General features: G+C 60.2%; 22 protein-coding genes. 6 read left to right on the top strand and 16 right to left on the bottom strand.

Going from position 1 to position 24,426, the window contains the following annotated elements; all coding sequences use genetic code 11:
- The first annotated feature begins 84 nt into the window (after nucleotides 1–84).
- The 3 genes from EI293_RS19010 to EI293_RS19000 are packed head-to-tail and all read left to right on the top strand — an operon-like array spanning nucleotide 85 to nucleotide 2,641.
- Entirely contained in the window at nucleotides 85–1,242 is a 1,158-nt protein-coding gene (locus tag EI293_RS19010; RefSeq protein WP_125440139.1) for an acyl-CoA dehydrogenase family protein, read from the top strand.
- 37 nt (nucleotides 1,243–1,279) lie between these two features.
- Nucleotides 1,280–2,023: a PIG-L deacetylase family protein gene (locus EI293_RS19005; RefSeq protein WP_125440138.1), complete on the top strand. Its 744-nt coding sequence runs from the start codon at nucleotides 1,280–1,282 to the stop codon at nucleotides 2,021–2,023.
- 15 nt (nucleotides 2,024–2,038) lie between these two features.
- On the top strand, nucleotides 2,039–2,641 hold the full coding sequence (locus EI293_RS19000) for a class I SAM-dependent DNA methyltransferase (protein ID WP_125440137.1): 603 nt from the start codon (nucleotides 2,039–2,041) through the stop codon (nucleotides 2,639–2,641).
- Between the two features lie 16 nt (nucleotides 2,642–2,657).
- Here EI293_RS19000 and EI293_RS18995 read toward each other — a convergent pair whose 3' ends face one another.
- From EI293_RS18995 to EI293_RS18960, 8 genes are all read right to left on the bottom strand, one after another.
- Nucleotides 2,658–3,830: a glycosyltransferase gene (locus EI293_RS18995; RefSeq protein ID WP_125440136.1), complete on the bottom strand. Its 1,173-nt coding sequence runs from the start codon at nucleotides 3,828–3,830 to the stop codon at nucleotides 2,658–2,660.
- 260 nt (nucleotides 3,831–4,090) lie between these two features.
- Nucleotides 4,091–5,368 carry a BamA/TamA family outer membrane protein gene (locus EI293_RS18990; RefSeq protein ID WP_125440135.1) on the bottom strand — a complete coding sequence of 426 codons (1,278 nt, stop codon included), beginning with the start codon at nucleotides 5,366–5,368 and terminating at the stop codon, nucleotides 4,091–4,093.
- A gap of 166 nt (nucleotides 5,369–5,534) precedes the next feature.
- Nucleotides 5,535–6,467: a geranylgeranylglycerol-phosphate geranylgeranyltransferase gene (locus tag EI293_RS18985; protein ID WP_125440134.1), complete on the bottom strand. Its 933-nt coding sequence runs from the start codon at nucleotides 6,465–6,467 to the stop codon at nucleotides 5,535–5,537.
- Between the two features lie 128 nt (nucleotides 6,468–6,595).
- The gene (locus tag EI293_RS18980) at nucleotides 6,596–6,790 is read right to left on the bottom strand and encodes a cold-shock protein (protein WP_125440133.1); all 195 of its coding nucleotides are present in this window, start codon (nucleotides 6,788–6,790) and stop codon (nucleotides 6,596–6,598) included.
- Nucleotides 6,791–6,928: 138 nt separating this feature from the next.
- On the bottom strand, nucleotides 6,929–7,432 hold the full coding sequence (locus EI293_RS18975) for a KdsC family phosphatase (protein ID WP_125440132.1): 504 nt from the start codon (nucleotides 7,430–7,432) through the stop codon (nucleotides 6,929–6,931).
- 78 nt (nucleotides 7,433–7,510) lie between these two features.
- On the bottom strand, nucleotides 7,511–7,747 hold the full coding sequence (iscX, locus tag EI293_RS18970; protein ID WP_125440131.1) for a Fe-S cluster assembly protein IscX: 237 nt from the start codon (nucleotides 7,745–7,747) through the stop codon (nucleotides 7,511–7,513).
- Between the two features lie 100 nt (nucleotides 7,748–7,847).
- Complete coding sequence (locus EI293_RS18965; protein WP_044000890.1) at nucleotides 7,848–8,177, bottom strand: 2Fe-2S iron-sulfur cluster-binding protein; 330 nt, start codon at nucleotides 8,175–8,177, stop codon at nucleotides 7,848–7,850.
- Nucleotides 8,178–8,241: 64 nt separating this feature from the next.
- Nucleotides 8,242–9,069 (bottom strand): Rossmann-like and DUF2520 domain-containing protein, encoded by an 828-nt coding sequence (locus EI293_RS18960; protein WP_170170443.1) that lies wholly within the window; start codon nucleotides 9,067–9,069, stop codon nucleotides 8,242–8,244.
- 190 nt (nucleotides 9,070–9,259) lie between these two features.
- On the opposite strand from EI293_RS18960, the gene EI293_RS18955 reads away from it, so the two are divergent.
- Complete coding sequence (locus EI293_RS18955) at nucleotides 9,260–12,046, top strand: T9SS type A sorting domain-containing protein (RefSeq protein WP_125440129.1); 2,787 nt, start codon at nucleotides 9,260–9,262, stop codon at nucleotides 12,044–12,046.
- Nucleotides 12,047–12,360: 314 nt separating this feature from the next.
- Here EI293_RS18955 and ccsA read toward each other — a convergent pair whose 3' ends face one another.
- The 8 genes from ccsA to EI293_RS18915 form a co-directional block, all read right to left on the bottom strand.
- Entirely contained in the window at nucleotides 12,361–14,958 is a 2,598-nt protein-coding gene (gene ccsA, locus EI293_RS18950) for a cytochrome c biogenesis protein CcsA (RefSeq protein WP_125440128.1), read from the bottom strand.
- Between the two features lie 74 nt (nucleotides 14,959–15,032).
- Entirely contained in the window at nucleotides 15,033–15,899 is an 867-nt protein-coding gene (locus EI293_RS18945; RefSeq protein ID WP_125440127.1) for a fibronectin type III domain-containing protein, read from the bottom strand.
- A gap of 103 nt (nucleotides 15,900–16,002) precedes the next feature.
- Nucleotides 16,003–16,431, bottom strand: a complete 429-nt coding sequence (locus tag EI293_RS18940) for a cytochrome c maturation protein CcmE domain-containing protein (RefSeq protein WP_125440126.1) — start codon at nucleotides 16,429–16,431, stop codon at nucleotides 16,003–16,005.
- Between the two features lie 137 nt (nucleotides 16,432–16,568).
- Nucleotides 16,569–16,817, bottom strand: a complete 249-nt coding sequence (locus tag EI293_RS18935) for a CcmD family protein (RefSeq protein WP_246010735.1) — start codon at nucleotides 16,815–16,817, stop codon at nucleotides 16,569–16,571.
- Complete coding sequence (locus tag EI293_RS18930; protein WP_125440125.1) at nucleotides 16,798–17,469, bottom strand: cytochrome c biogenesis protein; 672 nt, start codon at nucleotides 17,467–17,469, stop codon at nucleotides 16,798–16,800. Before EI293_RS18930 ends, EI293_RS18935 begins: the two co-directional genes overlap by 20 nt.
- A gap of 112 nt (nucleotides 17,470–17,581) precedes the next feature.
- A complete protein-coding gene (locus EI293_RS18925) occupies nucleotides 17,582–18,223 on the bottom strand; it encodes a heme exporter protein CcmB (protein WP_125440124.1) in 642 nt (213 codons plus the stop codon).
- Between the two features lie 187 nt (nucleotides 18,224–18,410).
- A complete protein-coding gene (locus tag EI293_RS18920; protein ID WP_125440123.1) occupies nucleotides 18,411–21,728 on the bottom strand; it encodes a TolB-like translocation protein in 3,318 nt (1,105 codons plus the stop codon).
- A gap of 10 nt (nucleotides 21,729–21,738) precedes the next feature.
- Entirely contained in the window at nucleotides 21,739–22,851 is a 1,113-nt protein-coding gene (locus EI293_RS18915; RefSeq protein ID WP_125440122.1) for an NAD(P)/FAD-dependent oxidoreductase, read from the bottom strand.
- Nucleotides 22,852–22,968: 117 nt separating this feature from the next.
- Between EI293_RS18915 and EI293_RS18910 the strand changes: the two genes are divergently transcribed.
- Nucleotides 22,969–23,604 (top strand): MBL fold metallo-hydrolase, encoded by a 636-nt coding sequence (locus EI293_RS18910; RefSeq protein WP_125440121.1) that lies wholly within the window; start codon nucleotides 22,969–22,971, stop codon nucleotides 23,602–23,604.
- 88 nt (nucleotides 23,605–23,692) lie between these two features.
- Entirely contained in the window at nucleotides 23,693–24,397 is a 705-nt protein-coding gene (locus EI293_RS18905) for a CDP-alcohol phosphatidyltransferase family protein (RefSeq protein ID WP_125440120.1), read from the top strand.
- Nucleotides 24,398–24,426 lie beyond the last annotated feature (29 nt).

The following is a 24,426-nucleotide window of genomic DNA, read 5'->3' as shown; positions in this document are numbered from 1 at the left end:
GGTTTTGCCGCCGCGCCGGCTTCCTTTCTGACCCGAAACCGGCTACCGCCGTATAGCCGTAACCAGTCCGCTTTCCTCCTTTCTATGCCCGAATCCGTTGCTCTGACTACCGCTACTGTTTCAGTGGCTGCCGCCGAAGACCGGGCCGCCGCCCTGGCCCCGCGCCTGCTGGCCCAGGCCGCGCACTCCGATGTGGAAGGCGGTTTCCCGATCCAGGAGTTCGGCTGGCTGCACGAAGCAGGGCTCCTTACCGCTCCGCTGCCGGCGGCATTAGGCGGCAACGGCCTCGGCGAAACGGCCCACACGGCGGCCCTGCTCAGCACACTGCGCCACATCGGGCGGGGCAACCTGGCCGTGGGCCGGGTATACGAGGGCCACGTTAATGCTTTGCAGCTACTGCAACGGTTTGGGCAGCCGGCCCAAGTGGCGCGGTGGGCGCAGGAGGCAGCCCAGGGGCATCTGTTCGGGGTCTGGAATACGGAGGCCCACGATGGGGTGAAGCTGGAGCCGCTGCCCGACGGCCGTTACCGGTTGCACGGCAGCAAAACCTTCGGCAGCGGGGCCGGCCACGTTACCCGCCCGCTGCTCACGGCCGCTTTGCCCGACGGCGGCTGGCAGATGCTGATCCTGCCCGCTGATGAGCAGGTGCCGCGCTATGCTTCCGAGTTCTGGCAACCGCTGGGCATGCGGGCCTCGGCCAGCTTCCGGGTAGATTTTACGGGGCTGGAAGTCGGGGCTGAGGACCTGCTGGGCCAGCCCGGCGACTACTACCGCCAGCCCTGGTTCAGCGGCGGGGCCATCCGGTTTGCGGCCGTGCAGGCGGGCGGGGCCGAAGCCGTGTTCGATGAAACCCGCCGGTTTCTGCAGCAGTTCGGCCGTACCGATGACCCCTACCAGCGGCAGCGGCTCGGCGAAATGAGCCTGCTCATTGCCCAGGCCCAGCACTGGATGCAGGCCGCCGCCGGGTTTGCCGCCCGCCCCGATGCTGAAACCGCCGCCGAGGCCACAGTGGCCCATGCCAACCTGGTGCGCTCGGCCATCGAGGATATCTGCCTGCGGGTGTTGCCGCTGGCCGAGCGGTGCGTGGGAGCCCGGGGCCTGCTGCGGCCCGAGCCTTTCGAGCGCCTGCACCGCGACCTGACCCACTACCTGCGCCAGCCCGCCCCGGATGCTGCTTTGGCCGACGCCGGCCGCTACGCCCTGGAACAAACCGCACCGGCCTATGAGCTCTGGCAGCCGTAACGCCCCTTTCTCTCCGCTTCTCTCTACTACCACGCCTATGCCTGCCTTTGATTTTGCCGCTTACCCGCTGATGCCGACCGCCACCGCTGCCACGCTCGGCCCTACCGTCGTACTGGCCCCCCACCCCGATGATGAATCGTTGGGGTGCGGAGGGCTCCTGGCGCTGCTGCGGCAGGCCGGGCAGCCCGTGTGGTGCGTGCTGGTCAGCGACGGTACTATGTCGCACCCGAATTCCCGCAAGTTTCCCGCCCCCGCCCGGCAGCAGCTCCGCGAGCAGGAATTGCGCACGGCCCTCACGGAGTTGGGCGTCCCGGCCCAAGCCCTGTTTGCGCTCAATCTGCCCGATGGTGCGGTTCCTGCGCCCGAGGCCCCGGCCGGCACGGCGGCCGTGCAGCAGTTGGTGGAGTTTCTCGACCACACGCAGCCCGAGACGGTGCTGGTACCCTGGCGCCGCGACCCGCACCACGACCATCGGGCCACGTATCAGCTGGCCCTGGCCGCCCTGGCGCAGCTGACGCCCGCCCCGCGCCTGCTGGAGTACATAGTGTGGGCCTGGGAACGGGCGGCCCCCGCCGATTTGCCTCAACCCGGTGAAGTCCAGGGCTGGCAGCTTGATATCGGGCCGGTGCTGGCGCAGAAACAGCGGGCCATTGCCGCCCACAAGTCGCAGCTGGCCGGTTCCCCCATTGATGACGACCCTACCGGCTTTACGCTGGCCCCGAGTATGCTGGCGCATTTCGCCCGGCCCGTGGAAGTCTACCTGGAAACCATAATCGACTAACCTCATCTGCCGCTTATGCAGCCCAACCCGAATCAACCTAATACGCTGCCGCCCACGTATTTCGACGACGTATACCGGGCCAACCAGGACCCCTGGAACTTCGAAACCAGCCCGTACGAGCGGGAAAAGTATGCCACGACGCTGGCTGCCCTGCCGCAGCAACACTACGCGGCGGCCTTCGAAATCGGGTGCTCCCTGGGGGTGCTTACCGAGCAGCTGGCAACCCGTTGCGGCCATTTGCTGGCTGTAGACGTAGCCGCCAACGCTTTGGAGCGCGCCCGGCAGCGGTGCGCGCATCTCCCGCAGGTAGAGCTAAAACTGCTGCGCGTACCGGAGGAGTTTCCGGGCGGGGAGTTCGACCTGATTCTGGTTTCGGAAGTGGGGTATTACTGGAGCCCGGCTGATCTGGAGCGCGCTGCCAGCCGGATGCTGACGGCGCTACGCCCCGGGGGCCACTTGGTACTGGTGCATTGGACCGCTCCGGTCCACGACTACCCGCTTACCGGCGACGACGTGCACGAGTTCTTTCTGCAGCGGGCTGGCCCCGACGGCCCGTTGCTGCACGTCAGCGGCCAGCGCCACGCGCAGTACCGGCTGGACGTGCTGGCCCGGCGGTAAACCAGCTTGACAAAGGTTAGCCTACAAAGCAGGCTGACTTTGGTACGCGCGCCAGATCTAACCCGTTCCTAGCCCCAGCAGCCAGCAACTGGCGCAGCTCGGTTATAGCTTCACGCAGCGGAATAGCGGGGTATTTCTTCTCTTCGGCGGCCCGCAGGCTGGGTTGTATCTGACGCCAGAACCCTTCGAAGGTCTGAGCCGGTGACATGTGAGGCAGCCTTGAATCCGTTGCCTGCCACGTCTTCCGCAACTCCCGCCGCGCCCGCAGCTCGGCGGCCCAGGCGGCGGGGTGCGGTACCAACGGCTCCTGCCGGCCCAGGCTGGCCCATTCCCGCAGCTGCCACGACAACCCCACCTCCACCCGGCCCTGCTGACGGCTAGAAGTGAATACCCGCACGGCCGGGCTGTGGCGCACGCGCAAATCGTGCAGGAGCAGCAACTGGTACAAGGCCTCATCCTCCAGGTGCGGCACCACAGGCAACCCACCTACTGCCCGGTAAGCCGCCGCCGTAACTGCCAGACTGGCCCCAAAATGCTGATGATGCCGGGGCCAGGGGTCGTGAGCTACCGGATCGAGCAAGGCTTCCAGGTGCGCCCGCAACAGCTGATACGTGGCGTCGCGCAGCTGGCAGCGGCGCACCGGACATGCCGGGTTGGCATCGGCCATCAGAATTCGGCCACCAACGGCATCGGCGTCGGCAGCCAGCTCCGTTGCGGTGGCAGCCAGCCAATCGGGCGCTACCTGCGTGTCGGCATCGGTACTGGCAATGAAGGCCCCGGGCTGGCCAGCCAGCTCCAGCCGGCGGAGAGCCGCATCCATCAGCAGGCGGCGGGCCCGGCCCACGTGCGCTTCCGAAGATGGCAGCTGAATTTCGGCAACGTGCAGCGCCAGCTGTGGGTGCCGGGCCGCAAACGCGCGCGCCACCTGCGCCGTAGCATCCTGGCTGTTATTCACCAATAATAAAACCTCGAAGTAGCCGGCAGGTAATGGGCGGCCCCGCGCATCAACCTGCGCGGCCAGGGCCGCCAGGGTGGCCGGCAACCCCGGGGCTTCATCTTTGGCAGGGATAATCACGCAGGCCCGCAGCGTCGGAGCCGGCTGAACCTCGGCAAATATGGCCGGCCAATGAAAAGCGGCTGCTCCGGCGGATACTTCAGCGTGAAAGCGCAAGGGAGTGGCGTGTTCCATGTGCGGCTTTGTACGCGGCTGGCTCGTCAAAAGCTACCTCATTTAGCAAATGAAACCGCTACGGTAGAGCTTAAACGCAGAAAAACCCCCAAACTTCCGTTCGGGGGTTTTTCTGGATAGCCAAGCAGCGGATACCTTTTAGCGGCGGTTAGCCGCTTTTCGTGAAGTGCGCTGTTTTGCGTAATTGGTTACTATTCTAACGCGTCAGCAGCCAGTCTAAAGGGGGGAGCAACTGGTTTTTGCAGCGGGAAAAATGGGCGTTAGAAGGCTTCGCCGACGGCGAAGATGATACCGGAGTTACCGCCTGAGCCCACGCCGTAATCGAGGCGGATGTTGAGCCGGTCGCGGCGGTTGAAGCGGAACCGGCCGCCCACACCGCCCGCAAATTTCATGGCGTCGAGCTTGTAGTCGTCCAGAGCCGGAGCCACTTGGCCCACCGCTCCGAATACTACGCCATCGATGCGCCAGAACAGTTTCTGCCGGATTTCGGCCTGCGCTGTAGTGAACTGACGGTCGCGGAAACGCGCCTCGTAGATGCCGCGCATCAGGTAAGCGTTGTTGTAAAGCGAGCCGCCCAGGGTGGCACCCATGCCGCCCCACTCGCGGAACGGTACCGAGCCGGTGTGGTACTGACCCAGGAACTGTACGGCCAGGATGGTATTGTTGGAACCCAACAGCGGAGTGAAGTGCCGGGCATCCACCATGTAGCGGGTGAAGTTGTAATCGGAACCCAGCCCACCGCCATTGAAGAGGACGTGCGCGTCCACAAAGTTACCCGTATAGGTCGCCAGCACGTTGTCGCGGCTGTCGTAGAGCAGGGCCGGACCCACGCCGGAAGTCACGTAGCCGGCCCGTTGCTCGGCCGGAATAGCGAAATACGGGGCCGTGTTACCTTCCTGGTCTTTCAATTCTACTTTACCCAGGTCGGTGTAACGGTAGCGCACACCTACAAACAGGTTGGGCACCACTTTCACTAAGGCCTTCTCATCGAACACGATGAGCGGGTACTGAATGTGCGACTCCACGTCCTTATCGGTCTCGTTGCCGCGGCCGTAGTAGTTGAAGGCAAGGTCGTAGTAGCTGGCCTCCCCCGAGAAGTAGAACTTCTCCTCCTTGGTAAAAATGGTGTGCGTGAGCTGTACGGTGGTCTGCTTTTCCTGCGAAATCCAGGCAATCAGACGAGCATTGGACTTGCGCACCGTGGTATCCTTACCGAAGCGCCACACCGGCAGAATAGCCGCCCCGCCCGCCAGGCCGGTTTCCTGCTGATAGAATACAATGGGCACCGGAATGAAGCTCGGGTCGTCCGGGTCATCGGGGGTAAGCTTGAGCTTTGACTTGGTAGTAGCACCAAGCGTCAGGGCGCGGGTAAGGCCTACTGGCGCGCCCTCAATAGGCGTTTCGGGAGCCTGGGTTGGGGCAGCAGATGCCAGCAGAACTGATTCGGGAGCCGGAGCAAGGACGGCGGGAGCCGACTGCGCCCAGGCAGCCGGCGCGGCCAGCGCACCTAGCGCCAGCAGCGGGTAGAGAAAGCGCATACGTAGATGGCTTGGGGTCAGAAAAGGTGATGGGGAGGACAGTACGGCGCGGCCCACTGGGGTATTCAGCCTGGATATACGCTGAAATCCGCCGCCGTAATAGGCCCTAACGCAACAGCCGGCGTCACGGTTGCCGGGCGGCTAGTGTTGTGCTACATTCTGCCCCCTAACCCGCCAGCCAGCCCATCGACAGCACCCCCGCCAGCATCACCCATTTGCACCAGGCACTGAGGCGGGCGAAGTGCATTTTGCGGTCGGCGCGGCGCAGGTGGTAGCCCAGACCCAGCAGCGGCAGCAGCACCAAAGCCAGCAGCCACCCGCCCAGCCCCCACTGCCGGCCCAGCAGCGTTTGCCAGGCAGCTCCGGCTACCAGCAGGACCAGGCACAGCAGGAAAAAGCCGGCTACCCATTTCGTGCGCGGCACTCCCAACACAATAGGCAGCGTGCGGCAGTCGTGCTGAGCGTCGCCGCGCATATCCTCCACGTCCTTCACAATTTCGCGCACTACTGTCAGCAGAAACGCCGCCAGTGCGTAGCTCCATACGGCTTGGTTGTCGGTGCGCAACTGCAGCTCGGGCAGCAGCACCAGCGCCCCTGTGAGGGTGGCAATACTCACGTTGCCGACCAGCGCCACGCGCTTAAACCGCACCGAATATCCCCATAACAACAGTGCCGACCCCAGATTGACCAGCCCCAGCCACGGCGACAACCACCCGCTTAGCCCCACACCCAGCCCCGATAATATCAGGTGTGCCAGCATAGCATGCCGGCGGTTGACGGCTTTGCCCACCACCAGCCGCCCCGGCCGGTTGATAGCGTCAATCTTCACATCATAGTAATCATTGATAATGTAGCCGGCAGCTCCTACGCTGAGAGCCGCCAGTACCAGCAGGCCGAAACCGGGAGCCAGCACCTGCCGCCACGGAGCATCGGGCAACAACAGACAAGCCCGCACCAGTACCATGCACAGCCCCATAATCAGCAGGTTGGGCAACCGTACCAGCCGGGCCAGCTGCCGCCACCCACCGGCTTCCGGCAACGCCCCTGCGGTGGCCGGCGCTAGCGGGAGGTGAGCGGCAGAATGGGGGGGGGTGGGCATAGCGGAAGAAAAACTGCGGGGAACTGGCCACGCAAAGATGCATTCCTATTCGGCAGGGTGCAGAAGAAAGCCCCTCCCGATTTTCGGAAGGGGCCAACCCATGTGGTAAAACCGGGTGTAAACGTTACTTACAGGCGCTTCACATTCACCGCATTAACGCCCTTACGGCCTTCCTGCGTGTCAAACTCTACCCGGTCACTCTGCTGGATTTGCCCCCCGTTAAGGCCGGTCACATGAACGAAGAAATCTTCATTCGTGCCGTCTTCCGTAATGAAGCCGTAGCCCTTCGACTCATTATAGAATTTTACGGTTCCTGTTTTCATGAAAAAAAGAAAAGAAGTAGGTTAATGATACGGGTAAATATAGAGGGAAATCAGAAAAGCACAACCCCGGCTGCACAGGGTACAACCGGGGCTAACAGCCTCAAAGCCGGGCTTATCTACTTACGGAAGGGCATTCAGCTACCAGGTACCGTGGAGCTTCATAACGGCTTCGATCAGCTCCCGCACGGCCCCGTGTCCGCCGGGCAGCGCGGCTATGTAGTTGCTGATGGCGCGCACGTCAGCGGCGGCGTCGGCGGGGCAGGCGGCTACGGCGCAGCGGCGCATTACCTCAATGTCGGGCATGTCGTCGCCCATGTAGGCAATGCTGGTGGGCTCAAGGTGGTAGGTATTGAGGTAGCTGTTGAAGATTTTCATCTTATCGTCTACCCCCAGGTAGATGTCGCGCACGTCCAGCGACTCCAGCCGCCTGCGTACGCCCTCCTCCTCCCGGCCCGAAATAACAGCCACCCGGTACCCTTTGCGCAGGGCGTGGCGCACGGCGTACCCATCCCGAATATGGAAGGCGCGGGCCTGCTCACCGGAGTTGAACGCGAGCAGCGTACCATCGGTCAGCACGCCATCTACGTCGAAGATAAAAACCTTGATGACCGACAAATCGGCCGGAACCAGCGTTGCATCCATATGCTTCAAAAACGCCACTGAGCAACCCTGCCGCCTGTGTAGTCAGCCCGGTTACTCAGTGTTTGCACTACTGCTGAATTATTGATTATCGCGCCACTCGTACACCCACTTGGCCTGAATCTGCTCCAGGTGGCCTTCGGTGGCCTGCTCGCGGGTGCCTTCAAAGTTGGGCAGGCTCAGTACCCATTCCAGCAGCTCGGTAAAGCGGATGCGGTAGATTTTAGCTTCGCTGAAGTCGTCACCGAACTTCTCGTACAACGCCATGGCAATATCCTCATGGTCGCTCCACTTGATCGGGGGCTCGAAATGATTCATTCTGATTGAGTGATGAGTGATGAATGCTGAGTGATGAATTGAAGCAGGAACCGGACAACATCCAATTCATCACTCAGCATTCATCACTCAACTCTCTGAATTAGTGGCCGAGGAAGTTCTGGGGCGGAATGAGCACCACGATATCCGCGTTGCCCTGCATCACGCACTGGCAGCCCAGACGGGAGTTGATGCGCGGGTCCACGGCCCGGTCAATGAAGTCTTCTTCCTTATCGGAAATTTCGGGCAGGTCGTTTTCGCCCTGTAGAATGTAGACGTGGCAGGTACTGCAACCACATACCCCGCCGCAGTTGTGCTGCAGTTGAATATCGTTGTTGAGGGCCACATCCAGCACCGATTCGCCTTCGGCGGCCACATGCGTTTGGTCGGGCTGGCCGTCCTGAAACTTGAAGGTAATATTTACGGCTTTCACGACGGAATGCTAGGTAGATCGGAGCAAAAATGCGGGTGCGAAGGTACGCACGCCTCCCCCCGAATCAAAGCTGCTTGCCCGCCTCATTGTTTGTCCCAACCCCCGCAGCGATGCGCTGAATACTTGCCGTCAGCTCTTTATAGAGCGTCTGCCAGTCGGGATGAGTCGCCAGGGCTGCTTCGTGGCGGGCCAGCGTAGCGGCATCATAGCGCACGGCGGGGCCGGTTTGGACGGTAAAGGGCGGTAAGGCCAGGGCTTTATCCACGGTTTCCCGGATGAGCGGGTGCAGCAATTCCCAGGACTGTCCGGCCTGCGCCAGCAACGCGTGGCTGATTCCCAGCAGATGATTGGGGAAATTACAGGCCCACACGGCAGCCATGTGCAGCTGCAGCCGCTGCTCCGAGCTCAGCTCCCGCACCTCCTGGCTCAGCGAGGCTGCCAACGCGCGTAACGTGGCCAGCCCAGCGGCATCCGCTGCTTCCAGGCACAGCGGTACGGCGGGCCACTGAATCTGACGGCCGGGGCTGAACGTCTGGAGCGGGTAGAACACGCCACCCCGAATGTGGGAATACCCCGCAAAGACGGAAAGTGGCAATGCCCCGGCCGTATGGGCAACCAGGGCCCGCGCCGGAAACTGAGCCGCCGCCAGCACTTCCGGCACCACCGCATCGGGCAGGGCCAGCAGGTACACGGCCGCCGCCGGCAGATGCTGCAGACTATCCAGTACTGCCGCGCCGGGCACCGTAGCGGCCACCGCCGCCGCCGATTCCGGCGTCCGGCTCCACACGCCTACTATGCTGTGTCCGGCAGCGGCCAGGGCCGGCGCCAGGTGCTGGGCCACTCGTCCAGCACCTAATAAAACGATGCTCTGGGGCAAATCTTGTATTGACATCTTCTCCATAAACCAAGGCAAGTGTTAGATAAAATAACCTCTATGTGGCTTTTTTATGCAAAATCAATGAAGTATATGCTCGATATTTAACATCTTGTCTTCACCTTTACGGTAGCTATACTGGTGATGTGCCGGTGTGCCGAACCTAGTGTCTTCATTTCTTTCTTCACCTTCCTTCCTGTCACTTTCTATGACACAACTTTACAAAAAGGGTAGCACAAACAGCCCCTGGCGCAAGCTGGCGGTGCTGGGCCTGCTGGGCCTGGCCTCGACGGCCGCCCACGCGCAACGCCACCAGGCAGTAGCCCTGCGGACTCAGCCCCTTGAGCTGGCCTCGCCTACTGTTGCCAATCGGATTACCGCTTTGCCCTACACCTCAGGACGGGCCCAGAACGTAACCGGCACCTACGCTGACCTGGGTACGGCCGGAACGGCTATTACCACGGCTAACCTCGACGATGCCACTTCCGGTGCCCAGGACATCGGGTTTTCGTTTTCGTACAACGGCACGGCTTTTACGCAGTTTACGCTGAACACCAACGGCTTTGTTAAGCTGGGAGCCACGGCACCCACGGCCGCCAACGACGTAAACATTCTCATCAACAATACGGATCAGAATGTGCTGGCTCCTGCTTCCGGGGTTGACCTGGTAGCGGCAGCCAACCAGACGGCTTCGCCTACGGAGTTCCGGGTATCGACTACCGGTACGGCCGGTAGCCGCGTCTGCACGATTCAATTCAAGAATCTGAGCGACAAGCCAACGGTTTCCGGTACTACAACCATTCCGTCGCAGTTCAGCACCATGCAGTTTCAGATCAAACTGTATGAGGGCACCAATAACATTGAGTTCGTATACGGGGCCTGGACCAGCTCCGGCAACACGGCCACTGCCCAGGGCTTTCTGGTGGGCCTGAAGGGTAGCTCGGCCGATCCGGCCGATCTGAGCCTGACGTCTAAAGGTGGCACGGCCGCCTGGAGTGCCACTGCTTTCCAGAATACTGTAGTACAGGGCGGCGTAACGTATTACGTGGGCCATTTTGTGCAGAACAGCGTGTTGCCCGATGCCGGCCGCACGTACCGCTTCCGGACTGCTCCTGCCTCCGACGCTTCCGTAGCTACCATCCACACGCTGGGTAAACTGGCAGTACCCAATTCGTTGCCGCACACCGTGGTAGCCGCTGTTACCAACTCCGGCACCAACCCGCTGACCAACGTACCGGTAACCCTGACGGTGAGCGGTGCCAACACCTTCACCAGCACCAAAACCATTGCTACGCTGGCCGCAGGTGCCACGCAAGCCGTTACGTTTGATGCCTACCCCACCACGCTGGCCCAGGGAACCAACAACCTGACGGTAACCGTACCGGCCGACGATGACAACACCAACAACTCGCTGCCTTACACGCAACAGATTACCACTGACCAGGTAGCTTATGTAGATGCGGCCCAGGCGTTCTTCGGCTCGGTAGGGGTTTCCTCTACCACTACTGGCGGCACGCTGGCGGTAAAATACAAAAACAGTCAGGCTGCCAGCCTCAGCCAAGTAAAAGCTACTTTCCTGGCCAATGCCACTACTACCTCCACGTATCGGGTGGTGGTGCTGGATGCCAACGGAACCGGCGGTATCCCCGGCACCGTGCTGTATACCTCACCGGTGCAGAGCCGCCCAACGGCAGCTGGCACGGTTACTATTGCAGTACCAAACCCTGTAGTAACGGGTGATTTCTACGTTGGCGTACTGGAAGTTTCGGGTAACGTAGGCATTGCCTATCAGCTGGAAGACCCACTGCGCACCGGCACCTTCTACTACCAGACGAGCGGCGGTGCCTGGACTCCTGTAAATAGCACGACGCTCCGCACCCGCATTGCTCTCGATGCTACTCTGGCCCCGGTACCTACCTGCGCCACGCCTACGGCCGTTGCGGTTAGCAACATCACCGTTAACAGTGCTTCGGTAACCTTCACCGCTCCCAGCAACGGCACCGCGTATACCGTTATTTACGGTCCTCGTGGCTTCAACCCCGCTACTGCCGGTACCAGCGTACCCGGTACTGCTTCCCCCATTACCCTCACGGGTCTGACTTCGGGCACCCAGTATGATGTGTACGTACGCGCCAACTGCGGTGCTACCGACCAGAGCAACCTGAGCCCGGTGGCCCAGTTCACTACGGTTTGCCAGGCGCCTATTATCACGACCTTCCCCTACGGAGAGAATTTTGACGGTGTAACGGCTGGTACGCTGCCCTGCGGTATCACGGTAGCCAACGAAAACAACGACAACCGTACGTGGGCAGTTATCGGCACCGACACGCCCGGTGGCGCGCCAGCTTCGGCTCCGAACCAACTGCGCTATGTGTACAGCGCCACGGCGGCTGCCGATGACTGGTTCTTCACTCCGGCTTTGTTCCTGCGAGCCGGCTCTACGTACCAGGTTTCGTTCAAGTACAAAGCCGCTGTGCTGGGCACCTCCGAGAAACTGGAGGTGAAGTACGGAAACGCTGCAACGGCTGCCAGCCAGACCAACTTGCTCTGGAAGAATGAGGCTATTGCCAACGCTACGTACACCACCACTGTCGGTGGCACCGCTACGGGCCAGGTAGTACCCATTACGCCAGCCACCACCGGCAACTACTATGTGGGCTTCCACGTGTATAGCGCCGCCGACCAGTACAACCTGTACATCGACGACATTGCCATATCTACCATAACGGCTTCTTCTCCGGCCCTGATGCGCGCTATCAGCCTGTATCCGAACCCTTCAGAAGGCAGCCTGACGGTGGAAGTGAACGGTGCCAACGCCAAAGGCGGCCTGCAGGTAGAAGTAATCAACCTGCTGGGTCAGCGGGTACATACCGCCACGGTGCGCGACAACATGACCAACCAGGTTGATCTGTCGAAGCTCTCCAGCGGCATGTACATCGTGAAAGTGAAAAACGGTAATGAGTACATGATGCGTAACATCACCATCCAGAAGTAAGCAATACTTCTGAGCGGCATAAAAAAGGACAGCCAAATGGCTGTCCTTTTTTTGTACCCGGCAATAACAACCAGTTGCATTAGCGCGGCTCAGGAAACAGTGTACTGGTCTGATGGCTGCAAGATGCTGGACTGAAAGCACCACTTCGCTTTTCAACTGCCTATAAGCTGTATAGCACATGTGGGCGGCGCAATATCCATCACTTGACGCAGCATCAATACTGCCAGCTGATAGTGGAGCAGCTGGTCGTCAAACACCACAAAAAAAGGCCCCGACGGCTAAGTCGGGGCCTTTTGTATTAATCACAGTACACCTTACGCTACCTGCCGGGACTGTTGCACCGGACGAACCGTAGTACCAGTAGCCGGCGCAGTTTCCACGGCGGCGTCGGTTTCGCGGCGGCGCTTGTAGATGGCCATGCCGAAGCCGACGGCCATCAGCAGGGTACCGCTCCAGAGCAGGTTAATGAACGGCTTCTCCACGGCTTTCAGGATAATGTAGTCCTTCTGGGTAGTGCTCACACCGAAGGTAAACTTACCCTTCTGGGTATCCACGTTCAGGAAGCTCAGGCGCAGGCCCAGATCCTCAATTTCGTCGGGCACACGGCCGATGAGGCGGTTACGCACCACAAACATTGGGTGAATGTGATACTGCTTCTTCTCACCGTACACCAGGAAGTCGCCTTGGATGGCCAGGTCGCCTTTCTGCAGACCCAGACCGGCGGTCTGGTGAGCAGGCTCCACGGCGCGGAACACAGCAAAATAGTCGTTGAGGAAGATGGTGTCGCCCACGCTTAGTACATGCTCCTTCACTTCGCTCCAGTCCTTCTCCTTATCCACCGGCGGCACCGCGCTGATATGGGAATAGATGTCGTGGTCGGCAAATTTCTGGATATCGGGCGAGGCCAGCAGGCCGCCCATTTCTTCGTTTACCTGCGCCCGGGGATACAGCGTGAAGGCCTCGCCGGTTTTGCGGTCCTTGTACTCTACGCGGTAGAACGTGTTTTCGGGGCTGATTTCGACCGTGTCACCGGCTTTGTAGTACACTTTGTCGCCGCGCTTGATGTCGGCACGGGCCAAGGTTTTGTACTCGTCGGCGGTGCGGTAGAGCAGTTGCTTATCCACGTAGCCGGGCACGCCGGGCACATCCCAGAACTGTCCGGTGTAGCGCACGTCGTACTTGCCCATTGGGGCGGGGTCGTTGCGCCACAGCAATACGTTGTCCTGGTTGGTGGTCTGGTCGAACTCGCGCGAGTAGAGCAGGCCCGATACGTTCTGGCTGATGATGTTGGAATAGCCAGCCGAAGCCAGCACGCCCAGCAGCATGAGCGCAATGCCGATGTGCGCAATACCGCCGCCCGACAGGCTCACTTTGCGACGCATCAGGGTGAACACCATGCTCACGTTGGCCAGCACCCCAAACAGAGCCGTGGTCAGCAGCACAATGTACACGAGGTCCATCTTGTGGCCGTAGTACTGCACCAGTAGAATCACGAGGGCAGCACCCAGCAACGACAGGATGGCCGGTACGGTGAGCGTGTTAGTCAGGCTCGACTTGTCGTTTTTCTGCCACCACATCACCTGGGCCAGGCCCGAGAAGAAGGCCACGCCCACGCCCATCCAGAGTTGAAACTTGGTGTAGTGGGCAATCTGGTCGGCGGGCAAAGCCAGGTTCGATTTGATGCCGATAAAGCCCAGGAAGGCATTATAGACCGGAATGCTGGTGGTGAACAGTACCTGGAACGCGCCCAAGCACAGCACCGTGGCCCCCACAAACACCCACAGCTCAGGGTTGTAAGTAGTCAACTCCTTTTCCGATATCGGAATGTTTTTCCAACGCCATACCAGCAGCACGATGCTCAGCACCACGAAAGCCGCCAAGTAAATAATCAACTGCCCCGACAGGCCCAGATCAGTGAACGAGTGGACCGAAGCATTGCCCAATACGCCCGAACGGGTGAGGAAAGTAGCGTAGAGAATCAGCAGGAAGGTGGCAATAACCAGCACAAAGCTGGTGCGCAGAGCCGTGCGGCTACGCTGCCACAGTACCAGCCCGTGCAGCGAAGCCACCAGCACCAGCCACGGAATGTACACGGCGTTTTCCACCGGGTCCCAGTTCCAGTAGCCGCCGAAGTTGAGGGTTTCGTAGGCCCAGTACGCGCCCATCACGATGCCCACACCCAGCACCATCCCGCCCCAGAGTGTCCAGCGCATGGCCGGGCGCACCCATTTGGTGTACTCACCCTTCCAGAGGCCGGCTACGGCATAGGCGAAGGGAGCCAGCGTGAGAGCAAAACCCAGGAACAGCGTGGGCGGGTGAATTACCATCCAGTAGTTCTGGAGCAGGGCGTTCAGGCCGGTACCGTCCTTGGGTACGAAGTTGGGGTTGGTTTTCCAGACCGGCAGGTCGGGCATGAAGTCGCGCAGCAGGATGAAGGGCGAAGAGCCGATTTTCAAATCGCCCAGTACCACGCCCAGAATCATGGACGTGAGGAAAAGCTGCACGCCGGCGAAAATGGCCATTACCGGCGCTTCCCAGCGGCGGGCGTAGCGCATCAGGATAAGCCCGATGCACACGTGCCAGAAGATCCAGAGCAGGAAGCTACCCTCCTGCCCTTCCCAGAAGCAGGAAATCATGTAGTACACCGGCAGGTGGTTGCTGCTGTGGCTCCAGGCGTAATAGTACTCGTAGCGGTGGCCGTGGATGATGGCAAACAGACACACAATCACCGACACAACGGCCAGGCTATGCACCAGGAAAGCGCCTCGACCCAGCCGCAGCCAGCCGGCATCGGTGTCGCCGAGGGCCCGGTCCCGCCCGGCCTTGAAGTAGGCGTACGCCGCCACCGTGGCTGCCACGAAGGCCACGATGACACTCAGGTGCCCGGCGTCGCCGATAAGGGTGTTCAACATAGGTTACTGCGTTGAGGAAGAGAAAATCAGCCTGTCAGAATATCTACCAAGCTGACCACAAGTTGTTTTTAAGATTATTTGACCGGATGCTGCCGCCGCATCCGGCGGGCCTGCCGTTCCCAGGCTTGCTGCTGCTGTAGAGCCTGTTGTCGCACGTCAGAAGCACTTCCAGTGCGCTGACGCAGCTGGCTGTAAGTGTACCACTGCTGCTGCACCAGACTCGGAGTACTGCCGTCCGTACTTTCGGCTACCACTTGGTAAAGGTAACGCCCGGCAGCCGAGAGCGTGTCGGTCCAGGAGTAGCTGGCAACTGCCGCGCCGTACGTTGTGCGCCGTACTGCCAGCACGGTGCGGTCAGCGGACCGGAAGGCTCCGGCTTCGCGGCGCAATACCCGAAACTGCGTGGCCGAAGCCAGTGAATCGGGCAGTTGCCAGCGCAGCGTCACTACCGGATTGCCCGTCAGGCTGGTGGCAGGCGGTAAAGCTGAAGCCGGAATGCCCTGTGCCCGGGTGCTGACAACGAGGGTAAACCGGCAGTTATCATGCAGGTAGCCATCCACGTTCAGCAGGTAGGACTGCCCTGCCCGCAACGAGTCCAGCGTCACGAACACATCATCCTGACTACCAAGCGAAGTGCAGGATAACACCCGATAAGTGGCCGGTTGGCAGGGGGTGCCCGTCAGTACAACCAACTGTACCCCGCGTACATCCCGGCACTGCTGACCAGCAATGTTCACGTAATAGCGACCAGTTGTTGCGGGAGTGAATTCAAACCATTGGTCATTGTGGTACTCAATGCACTTGCCAGTCAGCAGTTCATCTACACAGCCCCACTGCACGGTGCAGCCGGTGGTGGAAGATGTCACTAGCTCCTCCGACTGGAGTGGCCGCCGACGCGCAATGTCATCGTTCGGCACCTGAGCGGCAGCATGCTCCGGCAAAAACAGCGAAGCAAGAAGCGAGGTAGTTACCAGCAAGCGGCACAGTCGTTTACTACTCCCGTTCTCACATTGCTTCTTCACCACGCTTTTACCCTTTACCTGGTTAGTTCACGCTGGCGGTAGCGCCCTCGATATCCTTCTCCACATACTTGGAGGGGCATTTGAGCAGGATCTTATCGGCCACGAAGGTGTTGTTGCGCATGGCCCCGGTGATTACCACCTGCTCCGATTTGTCGAAGTCCTGGGGTTTGGGGTTGAAGTACACCACGCGCTGGGCAATGCGGTTAGTGTCCACCAGTGTAAAGGCGAAGTAGTTAGGGTCGACGGTGGGGTTGTATTCCAGACCCATGATATTCTTGGCCCCGTCGCGCGGGAGGCGGCCCACTACGTGTACTTTGGTCAGGTTGCCCTCCGAGGCCCGCTCGCGCGCTTCCTTGAACGACACGTACACGCTGGCGTCACCGGCCGTACTCGTGATGATGGCAATGGCCACGGCAATGATGGCCATAATGAAGATGTGCGTTTTTTTCATTTCGGTGCTACAACTCGATGCTACAACAGGCGGCCCCAACCAGGGCCAAAGGTCACTCAGAACAACAAAAACTGATGGAAAAGGTCCGCAGGGAGATGAGCGGATGAATTACTTAGTTCACCGCTCTACTATTCCACCTATTCCCGAACTTCCTTTTCTAATCGGGTAAGCTTTCGGTCCAGGGAAATCAGGAAGAACAGCAGCCCGGCCAGTACCACCGTAATAACGGCTACCACCACGTAGATTTTACCGCTCTGGCGCAGAGCATCGGCCATTTCGGGCTGGTCGACGGGGGCGGTGGCCTGGGCGGCGGCACGCAGCATCGGCAGCAGCACGGCCAGCAGCAGCAGCAGCGCCGGGCGCAGCTTAAGCAAGCTGTTTTTCATATACTTTCAGTTTGAGCAGGGAAACACGACTAGCCAGCTGGGCCAGCCAAAAAGCCAGAAGCGTCCAGCCGATAACGGCCGGGTAGAACACCAACCGCATATTGCTGTCGAGGTCGTACTTGGCGAAGGCCGGATTACCGCCCGCGCCGGGGTGCAGCGAGTCCGTTAAGCGCGGCAGGATATAGAACAGCGGCATGGCCGTGGCAAAGGCGAAGATGTTGTAGATGGCCGACACGCGGGCCCGCTGCTGCTCATCGGTAAAGGAGGAGCGCAGCACCAGGTAAGCCCCATAGATGAGCATGGCAATGGCCGCGCCGTTGAGTTTGGGGTCGTTGGTCCACCACTCGCCCCAGGTATACTTGGCCCAGATGCTGCCCGTAGCCAGTCCCACAAAGCCCATCAGAATACCCGTGCGGGCCGCCTCATGCGCCCGGATGTCCAGCGCCGGCGTGGGCGTGCGCAGGTAGCGCACCGAGTAGTACACGGAGGCCGCCAGGATGAACGTCATGCCAAACCACATCGGCACGTGGAAGTACAGGTTGCGGATGGTTTCGTTGAGAATAGCCAGCCGGGGCACCGGCAGCAGCAGGCCGGCCACCGATACGTACAGCAGCAACACCACCGTCAGCGCTTTCCACCAGTTTTGTTTCATAAGCAGTTAGCCGTTAGCTTTTGACCGTCAGCTTGTTGAAGTAAGTAAACGCGTGCAAAAGAGCGAAACCACCAGCTGCCATTTTCTAACAGCCCAAAGCCCATAGCTTCCTTCAGGACCGCCATAAAAAAGGAAACAGCAGGTACGATACGGCCCCGACAATCATGTTCAGGGCCACCAGAGTCAGCAAAGAACTGCGGCTGGCTTCGAATTCCAGTCCATCCAGCGCGTTTTTCGATACTTTGATGAGCAGCAGCAGCATGGGCACCATCAGGGGGAAGCCCAGCACGGCCATCAGGGTGCTGCTGTTGGTAGCCTTGGCCGCAATGCCCGACACCAGCGTGAGCGTACTGGCAAACCCCACGGCACCCAGGGCCACGTTGCCCACAAACAGCCCCACGTTCTGGACCGGGTTGCCCAGCACCACCGAGTACAGCGCAAAAGCCACCAGGGCCAGCCCCAGCAGCAGCAGCGCGTTGTAGAGAATCTTGGCCAGAATCACGGCCTGGGGGCGCACCACTGTGTAGTAGTACAGCATCCGGCCCCGGCTTTCCTGCAGGAAGCCCTTGGCCACGGCATTCACGGCCGAGAACAGCAGTACAATCCAGAACAGAGCATTCCAGGCCGGGACGGGCAGTTGGCCGCCGCGCGAGGAGAAGCTCAGGTAGCACACGAATACCGTGCTGCTCACGTACAGCAGCATCCCGTTGAGGGCCGCACGCTGCCGCCATTCCAGACGGAAGTCCTTCTGCATCAGTACCCAAATTTCGCTCAGAAGCGTCACGGCAACACGGCTGGTAAACAGGACCGCAAAGATACAACCCAACTCCCGGATTAGCCGCCCCCCGCTCAGGAATACTCCTACCGGCCTATAGAAAAGCCAACCGGCCGACTTTTTCCTGAGAAAAAGCCGGCCGGCAGCGTGGTTACGGGAAGCTGTTCTAAAAGTCGTAACCCAGCGTCACGTACAGCTTGGGGCCCTGGTTGTTGTATTGTTCGCGGCCCCAGGCTACATCGCCCTTCACGTAAAAGCCCAGCATGGTAGTGCGCATACCAACCCCGTAGCCATACAGCATGGGGTTGGTGAAGTTCACGACGGAAGCTGTGAAGGCTCCTTCCTCCACCGTTTGCGTGTTGTTGGAGTTATTTACGCTAAATGGATTTGCACCTGAGTAAGTGGTACCCATGTCGCCGAAAGCGGTGAGCTGCAGATTGCGGAAGAAGCCCGATTCAATCGGCCGATGCGAGAAATATTGGATGATGGGCAGCCGCAGCTCGGAGTTGAACAGCACGTATTTCTGGCCTACCCGCTTGCTGTAGTTGAAGCCCCGCAGGTTGGTCACAAACTGCTGATAGAACATCTGGGTGGGGTCTAGGCGCGTGGGGTCCGTTACCGATGACTGGTCGGCGGTGATGAACTGGCTGTCGTTGTAATCGTAGTTCAGCCAGTTATCCATGCCGCCTAGCCGGAAGAAAGGCTGCGCGGTGCCGCCCCCGATGTACTGGCCAAAGCTGGCCCGGTTGGCCCAGATCAATTGCCGGTGAATTTTCTGGTAGTGACGCAGGTCCACAAAAATCTTGGTGAAGTCGGTGCCGTGGCCATCTAGGTCCCGCAGGCGCGTTACCCCGGCTTTCATGCGGGTGCCCTGCAGCATGTTTACGCCGGTGGCAATGGAGTTATCGAACACCAGTTCGCCCTCGCCTCCCAGGTAGTTGGTGCTGCGGTCGGTGGAGTTGCTGAGGTCCGCGAAGATTTTGCGGCTCACGCTTACAAAGCGCGGCCCCAGACGTACGCTCAGGTTGTGGGTAAGCGGGTAAGCCAGCGTGGGCGCAATTTCATGACGCCCGTAGCGCACGCGCCCAAAGCTCTCCAGGCTCACGAAATAGGCCTGTTTCTGGTACCTGACGCTCCAGTCGTAGCGGTGCTTAAGGTTGGTGTACTCGGCAAAGATGTTGCTGGTCCGCAGGTCGGTAAGGGCAAAAATGCCCGCCTGAATACGGTGGTCCTCCATCAGATCCGACATATTTACCTGCCCTCTCAGCCCAAGGCCCAGCAACGGATCAGAATATAGCGTGGATACCACGTTGTCGATGCTGAAGCGGGTATCGTAGCGGAAGGGGCCGGACGGAGCCGATGTTTCGGCGGGGGCGGCTTTGGGCAGGGCCACCACCGTGGCAGGCCGGCGCTTGGCTACCGTAGGCGAAGCCCGGGAGGCCGGAATGTCCTCATCAAACTCGTACGCATTGGTATTGACGCGGTTATCGGCCGGTCTGGCCGGAGTTGTTTCCGGAGCTGCTTCCGACGCGGCGGCCGGAGCAGTGGTTTGCTGCGTAGCGTTGACCACAGTCGGGCCGGGCCGGTTAGGAGCCGGAGCCGCTGCTTTAGCCGGTTTCGAGCGGTCCTCCAGAGTTTCCTGACGGGCGGTTTTGAACAGGGTCAGGTCAGTAGGCAGGGTGTAGCCGGGGTAGAGATACACATTGTCGTGCCCATCTTCAGCGGCCACCAGGCCCAGCGTGTTGCTGGTGCTGTTGTAATCGTAGTCCTTGATGCTGGCCAGGAAGCTGGTCACCGGCTGGTACTGCCGGGTAGCCAGCGTCAGGCGGTAAAGGCTACGGATTCCGCTTTCCTCGCCCACAAACAGCACTTCCGAGTCGGAAATGGCACGGGGCCGGCCTTCGTTGGAAATGGTGTTTACCAGAACTTCCACCGGCTGCGGGCGACCATCGAGGTGGTACAGATACAGGTCGTAGTTATTCACCACGGCCCCGAAGCTGCCCTTCGCCGTACCGGCCGAGTCGAGCCAGCGGTTTGAGCTGAACAGGATGCCGCCGCCCCCAGGCAGAAAAGCCGGTTCTACGTCATCAAATACATCATTCGTCAGCTTTTCGGGGGTGCGGCTTCCGGCGCGCAGCAGGTACAAATCGTTCTGCCCGTTCCGAACTCCGCTAAATACCAGTGATTTACCATCGGGTGAGTAGTTCAGGTCAGTCACCTGCGAGAACTGGGCAAACAACGAGGTGCTGCGGCCAAAGCTGGGCAGCAGGCTTTTCAGCCGGGCCAGCATATTGCTCACGCCGCCGCTGGCCTCCCGCAGCTGCAGGGTTTGCTGGCCTTTGTCTTCTTCGGCCACCGCAATCTGGCCGTTGCCGCGCCAGGCCAGCACCGGCAGGCGGGTTTCTACCTGCTGATCAGGGGTTTTGTAGCCACCCCGGTGAATCATGTTACGACCCGAGCCATCCTTATTCACCACCTGCACCCGGTAGCGGCCCTGGTCGTTCTGCACGTAGGCCATGCGCTGCCCGTTGGGGCTTATTACCGGCTGGCTGTAGATGGTTCCCTTGCGGTTGCGGCCGACAATGCGGTTTTTCTCGCTGGCCTCCTGATATGGCGTGCGGGGCTGCGAATTAAGCTGGCGGTAATAGCCCAGCCAGTCTTTCAGGAAGACTTTATACGGTACATTCAGCGAGGAGCTGATACCCACTTCCACGTCGCGGGTAATGCGGGTAAGGTTCAGAATATTCTGGATGCTGGTGTAGCCGTAGCGCTCCGCAATGTAATTCCACAGGCTCTGGCCGGCCAGCTCAGGGTTGCGCACAAAGAACGGAGCCGTCCGGGTGCCCTCGTGCTCTTTGGTCATGGTACGCATGTAGTCGTCCATTTCCACGCTCCAGCCCTGCGCCGCGTAAGCCGAGGCCCCACTGATAAACCAGTCGGGCAGCTGCAATAGATAGCTGCTCTGGATAACTTCCTTCAGCGAGCCGCCATACATCATATCGTTGAGCAGCACCTGGGTGATACGGTTGCTCAAGTCCTGCTTAAACCGGGTTTGCTGACCCTCAAAGGCAATCTGCACCTTGGTCATGCGCAGCAGAGAGGTTTCGCCACCGGTCTGGTACTTGTCGCTGCTCAAGCCCACGTTGCTCTGCCGCAGGTCGCCTACGGAGTTAAAGAGCATAATAGTGGTTTTGGAGTAGGGATAGTACCCTATCAGGCCGGTGATGCGCTGCAGTTCTTTTTCGGCGTACTCGGCGGCGTGCCGGGCATTGGCTTCACCTCCGGCGTAATAATAGATGTTGAAATTCTGGGTATTGAGCTGCTGCCAGTCGAAGTCCTTGTACTGGATGCGCACGCGCCCGAACGGCTCCTGGGCCGTTTGGGCCCAGGCAGTTGTACCGGAAAGCAGCACGCCCAGCAGCAAAGCCGCCAGGCCGGCCGGCCCGCTCACGCGGGGCCGGAAAAGAAAGGATATGTGCTTCATATAAGGAAAGCTAGGAGCGAGACGCGGAGGAAGCCGGGCCGGCCACAGCCGGCCGGGAAGAATACAACGTAAAATACCGCCGGATATTGACTTCGGGCCAAGGCTCTACGTCACTTTCCAGCCAGTCGGCCATTACCTGGGCCAGGCGCGGGGCCATCATTACCCCTTTCGAGCCAAACCCATTGAAAATGTGGACGCCCGGCGTTTCCGGGTGGGTGCCCAGCAGCGGCTTCCGGTCACGCACGGCGGGCCGCACGCCGGCCCGCTGCGCGGTTACCCGGAAGGGTAAGCTGACCATGGCCTGCAGGCGCTGGCTAAGCTCCTCACGGGCCTCAGGCGTAATGCCTGCCGCGAAAGGTGGCCAGCGGTACGTAGCGCCTACGCGTAGCCGGTCGTTGCCGAGCGGCACCACGTAGGCCCCCTTGTTCAGCACCACCTCTGCCGGCAGCCCCGCGCATTCCACTTCCAGCACCTCTCCCTGGTTAGGGGTCAGCGGCAGCCAGCGGAAATACGGGTTATGCACGGCAGCGGCTCCCTCACAGCTAACCACGTGCCGAGCATGCACCTGGTCGGCGTAAGTGAAGCCTCCTGCCGGATCGGCAACAAGCCGGCCCCAATCAAAAGTTTCGTGCCGCAGCCAACCTTCCCGCACGCCTTCCGCTGTAAGTGCGGTAAGCAACTCCTCCACCAGCACGTAGCCGCCCCGTTGAATGCACAGCCCGCCCATTTCCTGCTGCACTCCCGCTATTTCGGGCAGCTCGCCGGTGGGTTCTGGCACAAAATCCTGCCAGGGCTGGTCGGCACTGCGGGCCAGCATGGTATTCTGCTCCTGAGTGGAAGAGAACAGCTTTATAATGGGCAACTCCTGCAGAAAAGGCTGCTTCAGGCGCTCTTCCTGCGCCCGGTAAAAGGCAATGGCAGCCGTCAGAAGCTCATCGGCGCGCCAGGCCAAGGCAAACCGCTTGCCGGCCACCGGGTTCATCAGGCCGGCCGCTACCCGGGAAGCCGAATCGGGCTGCAGGGTATCCAGCACCAGAACCTGGTGCCCCCGGTGGCGCAACTCGGCCGCCAACGTAGCCCCGGCAATGCCGTAGCCTACCAATAAATACTCAACGCGCGTCATTGGGAGCAAGGTAAGGGGGAATATGGAAAGTTGGCGTCCGGCGTTACTCCACCCGACAAGTTGTAACTTACCCTCCCAAATGTGCACGGGCTCCGCTCCGGTTTTCCTTTCTTTTCCATGACTGTTTCGGGATTTACTTTCAACGCTTTTTCCGAGAATACCTACCTGCTGCACGATACCACCGGCCACTGCGTGGTGGTTGACCCCGGCTGCTACGAGCCGGCCGAGCAGGAAGCCCTCCAACAATTCATTGCTGCCCAGGGCCTGCGGGTAGTATTACTGGTGAACACGCATTGCCACATCGACCACGTCTTCGGCAATCAATTCATTCTCGATACCTATAAGGTACCCTTCCTGATTCACGAGGCTGATCTGGCCACGCTCCGGGCAGTGCCAACGTATGCGCCCAGCTACGGCTTCCCGAAGTACAACCCAGCCGAGCCCACTGGTTTTCTGACGCCCGGAGAGCCGATTGGCTTTGGGGAAACAGAGTTGGAAGTGCGATTCGCACCCGGTCACGCGCCCGGTCACGTGGTATTCTACCACGCTCCTACCAGTACCGTAATCGGCGGCGACGTGCTGTTTCAGGGCAGCATCGGCCGCACCGATTTGCCCGGCGGCGACTATGCCACGCTCATTACCAGCATCAAAACCCAGTTCCTGACGCTCCCCGACGAGACGGTAGTATACCCCGGTCACGGCCCGGCTACCACTGTAGGACAGGAGCGCCGTAGCAATCCATTCCTGAAATAAGGCCGCCGGCTACCTACCGCTGCACAATAGCTGGCCTGGTGCCCCAGGCCACTGCCTTTTCATAGCATTTCTAATCCGCCGCTTCTACTTGAAAAAGCACCTTCCCAACGCCGTTACCTGCCTGAACCTTTTTTCGGGCTGCCTGGCCATCTGCCACATTTTTGCCGGTGACCTGGAAACGGGAGCATATTTCGTTGGCCTTTCGGCTTTGTTCGACTTCTTCGACGGCTTACTGGCGCGGGCCCTGCACGTATCCTCCCCCATCGGCAAAGACCTCGATTCCCTGGCTGATGTTGTGTCGTTTGGGGTGGTACCGGGAGCGTTTCTGTTTGATTTGCTGCGGCAGAGCGGGGCCGGAATGCCCACCTGGCTGCCGTATGCCGGCTTTATCGTGACGGTATTTTCGGCTTTGCGGCTGGCCAAATTCAACAACGACACCCGCCAGTCCGATTCCTTTATTGGGCTACCCACGCCGGCCTGCACTTTGGTAGTCGCCTCGCTGCCCCTGATTCTGGCCAACGACCGGTTTGCCCTCAGCCCCTACGTCCTGAATCCGTGGGTGCTGCTGGGGCTCACGCTGGTACTTTCCGGGCTGCTGGTAGCTGAGTTACCGCTATTTGCCCTGAAGTTCAAATCGTTTCGCTGGCAGGACAACCAGGTGCGGTTTGTGTTCCTGCTGCTTAGCGTTGGGCTATTTTTGTGGCTGTGGGCCGCCGCCATTCCGCTCATCATTCTGTTGTACGTGCTGCTTTCAGTGCTGAGCCCGGCAAAGCCCAAAATCGAAGCCGCGTAACAACCCCGGCAATCCATAGCCAGAGCAGA

The organism is Hymenobacter perfusus, assembly GCF_003944765.1.
In the GTDB taxonomy this organism is placed as follows: Bacteria; Bacteroidota; Bacteroidia; order Cytophagales; family Hymenobacteraceae; genus Hymenobacter; species Hymenobacter perfusus.
This window is presented reverse-complemented; position numbering and strand designations above follow the sequence as displayed.

Bases quoted from the DNA above. Each gene is read 5' to 3' on its own strand.
- EI293_RS19010 (WP_125440139.1), top strand. From the start codon at position 85: ATGCCCGAATCCGTTGCTCTGACTACCGCTACTGTTTCAGTGGCTGCC.
- EI293_RS19005 (WP_125440138.1), top strand. From the start codon at position 1,280: ATGCCTGCCTTTGATTTTGCCGCTTACCCGCTGATGCCGACCGCCACC.
- EI293_RS19000 (WP_125440137.1), top strand. From the start codon at position 2,039: ATGCAGCCCAACCCGAATCAACCTAATACGCTGCCGCCCACGTATTTC.
- EI293_RS18995 (WP_125440136.1), bottom strand. From the start codon at position 3,830: ATGGAACACGCCACTCCCTTGCGCTTTCACGCTGAAGTATCCGCCGGA.
- EI293_RS18990 (WP_125440135.1), bottom strand. From the start codon at position 5,368: ATGCGCTTTCTCTACCCGCTGCTGGCGCTAGGTGCGCTGGCCGCGCCG.
- EI293_RS18985 (WP_125440134.1), bottom strand. From the start codon at position 6,467: ATGCCCACCCCCCCCCATTCTGCCGCTCACCTCCCGCTAGCGCCGGCC.
- EI293_RS18980 (WP_125440133.1), bottom strand. From the start codon at position 6,790: ATGAAAACAGGAACCGTAAAATTCTATAATGAGTCGAAGGGCTACGGC.
- EI293_RS18975 (WP_125440132.1), bottom strand. From the start codon at position 7,432: ATGGATGCAACGCTGGTTCCGGCCGATTTGTCGGTCATCAAGGTTTTT.
- iscX (WP_125440131.1), bottom strand. From the start codon at position 7,747: ATGAATCATTTCGAGCCCCCGATCAAGTGGAGCGACCATGAGGATATT.
- EI293_RS18960 (WP_170170443.1), bottom strand. From the start codon at position 9,069: ATGTCAATACAAGATTTGCCCCAGAGCATCGTTTTATTAGGTGCTGGA.
- EI293_RS18955 (WP_125440129.1), top strand. From the start codon at position 9,260: ATGACACAACTTTACAAAAAGGGTAGCACAAACAGCCCCTGGCGCAAG.
- ccsA (WP_125440128.1), bottom strand. From the start codon at position 14,958: ATGTTGAACACCCTTATCGGCGACGCCGGGCACCTGAGTGTCATCGTG.
- EI293_RS18940 (WP_125440126.1), bottom strand. From the start codon at position 16,431: ATGAAAAAAACGCACATCTTCATTATGGCCATCATTGCCGTGGCCATT.
- EI293_RS18935 (WP_246010735.1), bottom strand. From the start codon at position 16,817: ATGAAAAACAGCTTGCTTAAGCTGCGCCCGGCGCTGCTGCTGCTGCTG.
- EI293_RS18930 (WP_125440125.1), bottom strand. From the start codon at position 17,469: ATGAAACAAAACTGGTGGAAAGCGCTGACGGTGGTGTTGCTGCTGTAC.
- EI293_RS18925 (WP_125440124.1), bottom strand. From the start codon at position 18,223: ATGCAGAAGGACTTCCGTCTGGAATGGCGGCAGCGTGCGGCCCTCAAC.
- EI293_RS18920 (WP_125440123.1), bottom strand. From the start codon at position 21,728: ATGAAGCACATATCCTTTCTTTTCCGGCCCCGCGTGAGCGGGCCGGCC.
- EI293_RS18915 (WP_125440122.1), bottom strand. From the start codon at position 22,851: ATGACGCGCGTTGAGTATTTATTGGTAGGCTACGGCATTGCCGGGGCT.
- EI293_RS18910 (WP_125440121.1), top strand. From the start codon at position 22,969: ATGACTGTTTCGGGATTTACTTTCAACGCTTTTTCCGAGAATACCTAC.